Consider the following 8362-nt stretch of genomic DNA (forward strand, 5'->3'; position numbering starts at 1 on the left):
TCGAAACGAATAGGCTTTTTCCATGGGGAGCATTTTAGCATATATTTCGTAAATGTGTTAATATTTAACAGTAAAGCCGTCGTAGAACGACGGGGTTTCAGACCCAAAATTTTCGATGAGAGCTTTTTGCAAAATGAATTAACCAAGTTAAAAATTATGAAGTTTGGGATTATTGTTTTCCCGGGATCGAATTGCGATCGAGATGTGGCAACGGTGACGGAGGGGATTTTTCGGCAACCTACCCGCTATGTTTGGCATCAAGAGACGGAGCTAGCGGATTTGGATGTGATCGTGGTGCCGGGGGGATTTAGTTACGGCGATTATTTGCGCTGTGGTGCGATCGCTCGGTTTTCGCCAGCGATGAAAACTGTCCGAGAAGAAGCTGAAAAAGGTAAATTAGTTTTAGGCATCTGTAACGGTTTTCAGGTATTAACGGAAATTGGGCTGCTACCCGGTGCGTTAATTCGTAATCGCGATTTACATTTTATCTGCGATCGAGTGCCGGTAAAAGTGGAAAATAATCAATCTGTCTGGACGCGAGGTTATCAACCGCAACAGGTGCTTAATTTGCCGATTGCCCACGGGGAAGGGCGTTATTATGCCGCAGAAGATACGTTAAAATCTCTGGAGGATAACGGACAAATTCTCTTTCGTTACTGTACTGCCACAGGAGAGGCAAATGAGTCAGGGAATCCTAACGGATCGTTAAATAATATTGCAGGAATTACCAATAAAGCCGGAAATGTGCTAGGAATGATGCCTCATCCCGAACGCGCTGCCGATCCGCTGCTCAATTTGACCGATGGGAGTCTGTTATTTGAGGAGATAATCAATTGTTGTTGACTAGACCTCTTGTAAAAATCAAAAATTGTTGTTAGGGTCAGTAGTCAGTAGTCAGTAGTCAGTAGTCAGGAAAATTAAAAATGAATAATAATCAATTAAATGGTCTATTTACAGACTTTAGGCAATTTAATCCTTATTTTTGCCGTTTTTAAACCCTCAAATAGTTGGGTTTTTGGGTTTTTGGGGTTTTAGTTGAAATTTCCCTGATAACTGATAACTGATAACTGATAACTGATAACCGATAACTGATAACTGATAGCTAAAAAACTGATAATCCTGTGGCTGTTTTAAAAGATAATCGGGCTACCGTCCAAAAGGTTCTCTGGATCACCCTGCTGCTGAACATTTTGGTTATGGCGATCAAAGCGGGGGTGGGTTTGAGAATTGGTGCTTTAAGTCTGCAAGCGGATGCTCTCCATAGTGTCACCGATAGTGCGAATAATGTCTTGGGATTGGTAGCGATGCGGTTTTCCTCTCCCTATCCCGATCGAGATCATCCTTACGGACATCTGAAATACGAAGCGATCGGAGCTTTAGCGATCGCCGCCTTTTTGGGGATTGCCTGTTTTGAAATTTTGCAAGGGGCGATCATGCGTATTATCAAAGGAGGCAAACCGATCGAGATTGCCGGTCCTGAGTTATGGCTATTAATTATCGTTTTAGGGGTGAATATTTTTGTTACTTATTATGAAAGATCGGTGGGGCAGCGTGTCGGTAGTGCGATTTTGATTGCCGATGCTCGTCATACCATGAGTGATGTGTGGGTGACAATTACGGTTTTATTGGGTTTAGTGGGGGTTTGGGTGGGTAATACGGCTAATATTCCCCAATTACAATGGTTAGATGCGATTTTGTCCTTTCCCGTCGCTTTTTTGGTGTTTAGCAGTGGTTGGAAAGTCCTGATGGAGAATTTACCTTTGTTAGTGGATGAAATGGCGATCGCTCCTGAAGTGATTCATCAAATTGTGATGGAGGTGCCGGGGGTGCTTAATTGTCATGCGATCGCATCTCGGGGAGTGGTGGGAAGACAGGTATTTATAGAAATGCACCTAGTTGTCTCCGCTCAAGATGTGGAAACTGCTCACGCAATCACGGAAGCGGTAGAAGCAAGATTAACCCAACAATTTAGCCCTGTGAGAATTTTAATTCACGTTGAACCGCCGGATTATCGTTCCGATCAGATCACTTTTGATGAAGAAGTGTGAAGCAAAAAGGCCTAAAATAAGTAGCAAACTTTTGCTAGAGGTGGCCATGACGACAGAAAATCAAGCTAGAAGCATAGTAATTACTGGTGGAGCAGGATTTATCGGCTCGAATTTTGTTCATCATTGGTGCGAGAATTATCCTGAGGATCGTGTAATTGTTCTTGATGCTCTTACCTACGCGGGCAATTTGAATAATTTAGCGACACTGAAAGATAGAAAGAATTTCCGTTTTCTGCAAGGGGATATCTGCGATCGAGTTTTAGTTGATGAATTATTTGCTGGTGAAAATATCGATACAGTTGCCCATTTTGCCGCCGAATCCCATGTGGATCGATCGATTCTTGGACCTGGGGCTTTTGTGCAAACTAATGTGGTGGGAACTTTTACTCTATTAGAAAGTTTTCGGCAACATTGGTTAAGTAATCATCAACCGGATAACTATCGTTTTCTGCACGTTTCCACCGATGAGGTTTATGGCAGTTTAGGAGTAGATGATCCGGCTTTTACCGAAACTACTCCCTATGCTCCTAATAGTCCCTATTCTGCCTCAAAAGCGGGGAGTGATCATCTAGCGAGAGCTTATTTTCATACCTACGGAATGCCGACAATTATTACTAATTGCTCTAATAATTATGGTTCCTATCATTTTCCCGAAAAGTTAATTCCTTTGATGTGTATTAATATTCTTTTGGGTAAACCTTTGCCCGTTTATGGTGATGGTCAAAATGTTCGAGATTGGTTATATGTGCGGGATCATTGTCAAGCTTTAGATACAGTTATTAACCAAGGAAAAGCGGGAGAAACCTATAATATTGGCGGAAATAATGAGGTAAAAAATATCGATTTAGTCATGATGTTATGTGAGTTAATGAATGAATTAGCTCCCGATTTACCCGTGAAACCTGCTCAGAATTTAATTACTTTTGTCAAGGACCGCCCTGGACATGATCGCCGGTATGCTATTGATGCTAGTAAAATTCGCACTGAATTAGGTTGGCAACCTCAAGAAACGGTAGAGGGGGGATTAAGAAAAACCATTCAATGGTATCTCGATCATCGGGATTGGTGGCAACCTTTGTTATCCAAAGAATATCAAGAGTATTATGGGAAAGTTTACGGTTAGATAAGGGTAAAAACTTTAATCTTAATTTTGGGTGTGTTAGCCAAAACTAACACACTTATTACTTTAGCTAGATTAATATTTTAATTGTCAGTGATTAAGATCACAGAAAAATCTCAAAAAAATAGTTAGGTTTGAGAGATAATAGGAGCAGATCAGGCTAAGACTGGTAATCTTGACTTTTTATTAGCAGCAACTATGGCTTATAAAAGAAATTATCGCCGCCGCAAGAATCGGCAATCGGGAAGGACAATTCCAGGGATTTTCATCTTTTTAGTTTTAATGTCCGTTGGGATGGCATTTAAAAACCAAAGTTCTCAACTGCTCAGGAATTTTCAATCATTTAAACCAGCCAATAACTTAATTTATAATACTAATAATCTGCAACTTTCTCAGCCAATTATTCCTGGGAATAATCACCAAGTTAGACAGGGAAATTATCAAAATATTGATCGTCTAGCTCGCAGCATCAATTATCAAGGAAATTCTCTATCAGAATTAGCAACAATTCTATCTAAATATGCCAAAACAGAAGCAGAAAAAGCCCGCATTATTTACGTTTGGATTACCCATAATATTACCTACGATGTGGCAAGTTTTTAAAGGGGTAATTACGGTGATGCGAGTCCTTATGTGGTTCTCAAAAATCGTTTTGCTGTCTGTTCAGGGTATGCCAATCTTTATCAAGCTTTAGCAGAAAAAATGGGATTAAAATCAGCAGTTGTTATCGGTTATGCTAAAGGATTAGGCTATCTAGTGGGCAATGCTAGTGATGCTAACCATGCTTGGAATACTGTCAGAATTAATAATGCTTGGTATCTAATTGATGCAACTTGGGGTGCGGGAGTAGTCAATAACAATCAATTTCAACGGCAATTTAATCCTCATTATTTTGCTACTCCACCCGCACAATTAATTTATAGTCATTTCCCCGAACAAACTCAGTGGCAATTATTACCGAAAGTTTATAGAAAACAACAATTTGATTCTTGGCCGATTGTGACATCACAATTTTTTCGAGATGGCATAAAATTAGTCAATCACAATAGTTATAATATCCAGTCTTCAGGAATAACAGAAGTTATTTTACAAGTTCCTCCTCACACCCAGATTTCTGCTCAATTGCAGCAAAATAATTTACCTATCAATAGCCATTTACCCTTAATTCAAAGAGTCAATGGACAAGCAATAATTAAAGTTTCCTTTCCCCAAGCTGGAAGTTATGATTTGATGGTTTTCTCTAAAAATAAATCCGATAAAAATAACTTTAATCATGCTTTATCCTATCGAATCACCAGCAATGCTATGGGTGTTTCTATCCCGGAAACCTATGCTACTTTTGAAGAAAATAATGCCTATCTTTATAGTCCCACAATAGCCAAATTAACTAAGAATCAATTGGTAAATTTTAAAATCGAAGTACCTAATGCTTTAGATGTGGTTATCATTGATCAATCATCGGGTAACTGGACTCCTTTAGCTAAGTCAGGTAATTTATTTTTCGGTAATGTTAAAGTTGGTTCAGGAAAGATAACTATCGCTGGCAAGTTTACCGAGGGTAATAACTACGCTAGTTTAGTTGAGTACGAGTAATTTGTCTTTGAGTCATTAAGGAGCAAAAGAATGAATCTTGATACTTTTAACAACTCTCAGAAAATCCTTATCGAAGATGATAATAGTTTACTGATGTTTGAAAATGAAGAAGTTATTTTAGTGAGAAAATTTAAAGAAAAAATCCAGGCAGATTTTTTGGAGTATATCGGCAACTTTAATTCCCAGGGAAGACTAAGAAGAAATATATCAAATAGTTCTTCTACATTTGGTCAAATTAATAAAATTGAATGGTTTCATTATCCGAGTGAAGGGAAGGATTGTAAAGTATTAATACTGGGAGAGAAAGACTGGAGAACAGGAAAAGTTAAAACTTCTGGAGAATGTACTTTTTCTGGTGTTTTAGAAAAACTGCCTCAAAAATTAGGTGAACATGAGGAGGAATTTCTGCGGGAATTACAAAAACAGGGATTTGAGAATTTAAATGAAACTCGTCAAATAAAAATTACCCTAGAATTTATTCCCGAAGAAAGCACAATTGAGCAAGAACCAGAATCACCCCTAGAGGAGATTCGGCAAATGCTGCGAGAAAATCCCGAAAAAACTAACTTCAATTCCTGAAAAACTAATTAGGTAATAAGGAAAATAAATTAAAGCAATCTCCTCTCTCCTGCTGTAATTATCATGGCAAAAACTCCGAGAATACCGATTCCGATCGAAGTGAGAAAATATGTTTATCAAAGGGATAATTATCAATGTCAGAGTTGCGGTAAACCCGAAAAATTGTCCCAACTTTCCATAGATCATATAATTCCCTTAGCTTTAGGTGGCAGTAACGACATTAGTAACCTGCAAACCCTTTGTTTATCCTGTAATCGCCACAAAAAAGACGATTTAGACCCTCGTTTTCGGCGTTATTTTCAATAATATCGAATGGCTGCCTGCCGTTCCCTCGATCGCCACTTGTGGAAATACCGTCCGGATGAGTTAGAATCGGAAAGGAGAATTTTTTAGTAACCATGATCAAATTACGTCTAAAACGCTTTGGCAAAAAACGCGAAGCCAGTTATCGTATCGTTGCGGCCGTTAGCACCAGTCGTCGCGATGGTCGTCCCCTAGAGGAATTAGGATTTTACAATCCCCGCACCGATGAAGTGCGTCTGGATGAAGAAGGGATTATCCGACGCTTACAACAAGGAGCGCAACCAACGGACACCGTACGCAGCATTCTCACCAAACAGAAAATTTTCGAGAAAATCAATGCCTAGTACCCCCAACTATCTCGAACTGGTGAAATTTATTATCGAGCCGTTTTTGGAAGATCCGGCCAGTCTGAGATTGGATATCGAGCGCTGTCAGGAAAATCAACGTCTTTGGGTGCGTGTAGCCTTCGATGATGCCGATAAAGGCAAAGTTTACGGTCGGGGAGGACGCAATTTACAGGCGATTAGAACTACCCTAGAAATGGCGGCCGCGAGTGTGGGTCGCTCTCTTTATCTAGAAGTCTATGCGGCCGAAAATGAAGGCGAACAGCGCCGCACCCGTCGTTCTAATGGTAACTTTGAAGGTACGGAAAGAAGACCGAGCAATCGCCGACCACCCGCACCCCGGCAGCCGAACAACTAACGAGCGATTTTAGGAAAACAGGGAAGGGGTTTCAACCTCGACCCTCTCCAGTTGCTCTAATTGCTGCCAAACTTTGGCGAGTAAAGTGGTTAATCCGGCTCCTGTCACGGCGGAAATAGTCAAAATCTCGGCATTGGTTATTTTAGCAAACTGCTTTTGATAGTTATCTATCGTTTCCTCGTCCACAGCATCAATTTTGTTGAAAACCAGTATTTGCGATCGCTTTTCTAATCCCCGACCATAGGCGGCTAATTCCCCTTGAATAATTTGATAATCGGCGATCGGGTCTTCTGATGTCAAGGAGACAAGATGAATTAACAGGCGTGTGCGTTCGATATGGCGTAAAAATTCGTGTCCTAAGCCGATTCCTAGGTGCGCTCCCTCGATTAATCCAGGAATATCGGCGAATACCGTCCCGTCTCCCGTGGGTTTGCGTACCACTCCCAAGTTAGGAATGAGAGTCGTAAAGGGATAATCGGCGATTTTGGGACGAGCAGAGGAAACGGCCGAGATTAGGGTGGATTTCCCCGCATTGGGCAGCCCGATCAGGCCTACTTCCGCTAATAACTTCAATTCTAGGCGTAAATGGCGTTTTTCTCCCTCTAAACCGGGTAAAGCGTATTCGGGTGCGCGATTATTATTACTTAAAAAGTGGCGGTTGCCTAATCCCCCTTTTCCCCCGGCGGCCACGATTAAAGTCTGTTCGGGAGTTACCAAATCGCCGATAATTGCCTCGCTATCGAGATCGTAAACCACTGTACCACAGGGAACTTTAATAATGCGATCGCTACCGTTGGCCCCGGTGCAGTTGTTGGGGCCGCCCCGTTTGCCGTCATCGGCCTTAAAATAGCGACTATACTGGAAATCTAGCAGGGTTTGCAGGTTCTGAGTCGCCACGAAAATCACCGAACCACCTTTTCCCCCATTACCTCCGGCCGGACCGCCGGCGGGGACGTATTTTTCCCGACGGAAAGCGACAATTCCATCACCTCCCTTACCCCCTTCTACTTCTATTTCGGCGCGATCAATAAACTGCATAAGATTAAGTAGTTAAAGTGAAAAAATGCTCAAGATCATTGCTTGTTCTACAAATACTGTGGCGTATTCTCAGGCAATTTGTGTTTGTTCCCTAGTTATTTCAATAACTTGATCATAATCTCCTAATTGTCGTAAATCATAGGTAATTCTTAACGCTTTTGATAGTTCTAATGGTAATTCCCCTGTTTGAATAAAATGTTGAGAAAATTGCTGTCGTACCCCTCGATGACTGCGCGTATTGATATTTTTAACTATTAACAGAGCTTGGACTGTACAATAAATGGCATAATAGCAACGAGAAATACAAGCACGATAATAATTTTTTTCAAGTAATAGGGTGGCCGCTTCTAATTCTTCATTAGCTTGATTGATATAGGACGAAATTTGGTTTTGGTTCACAGGAAAATCCCTTCTCGGCGAATATTGTCCATTAATGGGGTTTGTCGATGAACAAAGTCTTCATCGGCGATGGGAATCAAAGAAATGAAGGTATTATATTTAAGGTCTAGTTGAGTAGCGATGTCTGCCATCCGAATCACTTCATCTCCAGGGGAAATGGGGCCTTTTAATACGACCATAATATCAATATCTGAGTCCTCATTGGCGTTACCCCTCGCTTGTGAACCAAAAAGGATGAGTTTTACTAACCGTTTTCCATAAAACTTTGCTAATTCTTGGCGAAATTCTTGTAGTATAGGCATTAGGGTTTGTAATTGAGCCATTGTTTTATTAGCTAGAAATTATTGTATTTGGCCAAAAAATGTATTATGGTGGACTTGCTTCTGCTGATCGTAGCACTTCTAATTGATTTATGAGCATCACCGCCACCAGCGACTAACATCCCTAATACCTTGATACACTAGAACTCTTGCAAATTAATTATATGTTATAATGATGGGTTAACTAATTTTCCCCAAAAAATTAGTTAATCAGTACATTCGTCCTGAATAAAAACTTGAAGTTTAACTTTTAACTCAAA

The 8362-nt window shown here is 40.6% G+C and carries 12 protein-coding genes and 1 pseudogene; 10 read left to right on the top strand and 3 right to left on the bottom strand.

Features of this window, described 5'->3' with window-relative positions:
* Window positions 1–156: 156 nt before the first annotated feature.
* The 10 genes and pseudogenes from purQ to EWV84_RS11010 all read left to right on the top strand — a co-directional run bounded on the left by purQ (window position 157) and on the right by EWV84_RS11010 (window position 6345).
* Window positions 157–843 carry a phosphoribosylformylglycinamidine synthase subunit PurQ gene (gene purQ, locus EWV84_RS10970; RefSeq protein WP_287078040.1) on the top strand — a complete coding sequence of 229 codons (687 nt, stop codon included), beginning with the start codon at window positions 157–159 and terminating at the stop codon, window positions 841–843.
* Window positions 844–1121: 278 nt separating this feature from the next.
* Window positions 1122–2048, top strand: coding sequence for a CDF family zinc efflux transporter Cdf31 (gene cdf31, locus EWV84_RS10975; RefSeq protein WP_287078032.1), 927 nt, complete (start codon window positions 1122–1124; stop codon window positions 2046–2048).
* Window positions 2049–2094: 46 nt separating this feature from the next.
* Window positions 2095–3171 (top strand): dTDP-glucose 4,6-dehydratase, encoded by a 1077-nt coding sequence (gene rfbB / locus EWV84_RS10980; RefSeq protein ID WP_287078033.1) that lies wholly within the window; start codon window positions 2095–2097, stop codon window positions 3169–3171.
* A gap of 195 nt (window positions 3172–3366) precedes the next feature.
* On the top strand, window positions 3367–3771 hold the full coding sequence (locus EWV84_RS10985) for a hypothetical protein (protein ID WP_287078034.1): 405 nt from the start codon (window positions 3367–3369) through the stop codon (window positions 3769–3771).
* A gap of 21 nt (window positions 3772–3792) precedes the next feature.
* A pseudogene (locus tag EWV84_RS23100) lies at window positions 3793–3987 on the top strand (transglutaminase domain-containing protein); the annotation flags it as partial.
* A 3-nt stretch (window positions 3988–3990) separates the two neighbouring features.
* Window positions 3991–4761: a hypothetical protein gene (locus EWV84_RS10990; RefSeq protein WP_502705765.1), complete on the top strand. Its 771-nt coding sequence runs from the start codon at window positions 3991–3993 to the stop codon at window positions 4759–4761.
* A 30-nt stretch (window positions 4762–4791) separates the two neighbouring features.
* On the top strand, window positions 4792–5340 hold the full coding sequence (locus tag EWV84_RS10995) for a KGK domain-containing protein (protein WP_287078035.1): 549 nt from the start codon (window positions 4792–4794) through the stop codon (window positions 5338–5340).
* A 63-nt stretch (window positions 5341–5403) separates the two neighbouring features.
* The gene (locus EWV84_RS11000) at window positions 5404–5646 is read left to right on the top strand and encodes an HNH endonuclease (RefSeq protein WP_287078036.1); all 243 of its coding nucleotides are present in this window, start codon (window positions 5404–5406) and stop codon (window positions 5644–5646) included.
* Between the two features lie 92 nt (window positions 5647–5738).
* Entirely contained in the window at window positions 5739–5987 is a 249-nt protein-coding gene (rpsP, locus tag EWV84_RS11005) for a 30S ribosomal protein S16 (RefSeq protein ID WP_002736858.1), read from the top strand.
* Window positions 5980–6345, top strand: a complete 366-nt coding sequence (locus EWV84_RS11010) for a KH domain-containing protein (protein ID WP_287078037.1) — start codon at window positions 5980–5982, stop codon at window positions 6343–6345. The genes rpsP and EWV84_RS11010 overlap by 8 nt, the downstream gene beginning before the upstream one ends.
* A 9-nt stretch (window positions 6346–6354) precedes the next feature.
* On the opposite strand, the gene obgE is transcribed toward EWV84_RS11010, so the two are convergent.
* The 3 genes from obgE to EWV84_RS11025 all read right to left on the bottom strand — a co-directional run bounded on the left by obgE (window position 6355) and on the right by EWV84_RS11025 (window position 8105).
* Complete coding sequence (gene obgE / locus EWV84_RS11015; protein WP_287078038.1) at window positions 6355–7383, bottom strand: GTPase ObgE; 1029 nt, start codon at window positions 7381–7383, stop codon at window positions 6355–6357.
* Window positions 7384–7452: 69 nt separating this feature from the next.
* Window positions 7453–7782, bottom strand: a complete 330-nt coding sequence (locus EWV84_RS11020; RefSeq protein WP_002762465.1) for a HEPN domain-containing protein — start codon at window positions 7780–7782, stop codon at window positions 7453–7455.
* Window positions 7779–8105, bottom strand: a complete 327-nt coding sequence (locus tag EWV84_RS11025) for a nucleotidyltransferase domain-containing protein (protein WP_287078039.1) — start codon at window positions 8103–8105, stop codon at window positions 7779–7781. Before EWV84_RS11025 ends, EWV84_RS11020 begins: the two co-directional genes overlap by 4 nt.
* Window positions 8106–8362 lie beyond the last annotated feature (257 nt).

It is taken from the genome of Microcystis sp. M_QC_C_20170808_M3Col, assembly GCF_007095505.1.
In the GTDB taxonomy this organism is placed as follows: Bacteria; Cyanobacteriota; Cyanobacteriia; order Cyanobacteriales; family Microcystaceae; genus Microcystis.

Coding starts and splice junctions, on each gene's coding strand:
- obgE (WP_287078038.1), bottom strand. CDS start 7,383: ATGCAGTTTATTGATCGCGCCGAAATAGAAGTAGAAGGGGGTAAGGGA.
- purQ (WP_287078040.1), top strand. CDS start 157: ATGAAGTTTGGGATTATTGTTTTCCCGGGATCGAATTGCGATCGAGAT.
- EWV84_RS10995 (WP_287078035.1), top strand. CDS start 4,792: ATGAATCTTGATACTTTTAACAACTCTCAGAAAATCCTTATCGAAGAT.
- EWV84_RS11000 (WP_287078036.1), top strand. CDS start 5,404: ATGGCAAAAACTCCGAGAATACCGATTCCGATCGAAGTGAGAAAATAT.
- rpsP (WP_002736858.1), top strand. CDS start 5,739: ATGATCAAATTACGTCTAAAACGCTTTGGCAAAAAACGCGAAGCCAGT.
- EWV84_RS11025 (WP_287078039.1), bottom strand. CDS start 8,105: ATGGCTCAATTACAAACCCTAATGCCTATACTACAAGAATTTCGCCAA.
- EWV84_RS11010 (WP_287078037.1), top strand. CDS start 5,980: ATGCCTAGTACCCCCAACTATCTCGAACTGGTGAAATTTATTATCGAG.
- EWV84_RS10985 (WP_287078034.1), top strand. CDS start 3,367: ATGGCTTATAAAAGAAATTATCGCCGCCGCAAGAATCGGCAATCGGGA.
- rfbB (WP_287078033.1), top strand. CDS start 2,095: ATGACGACAGAAAATCAAGCTAGAAGCATAGTAATTACTGGTGGAGCA.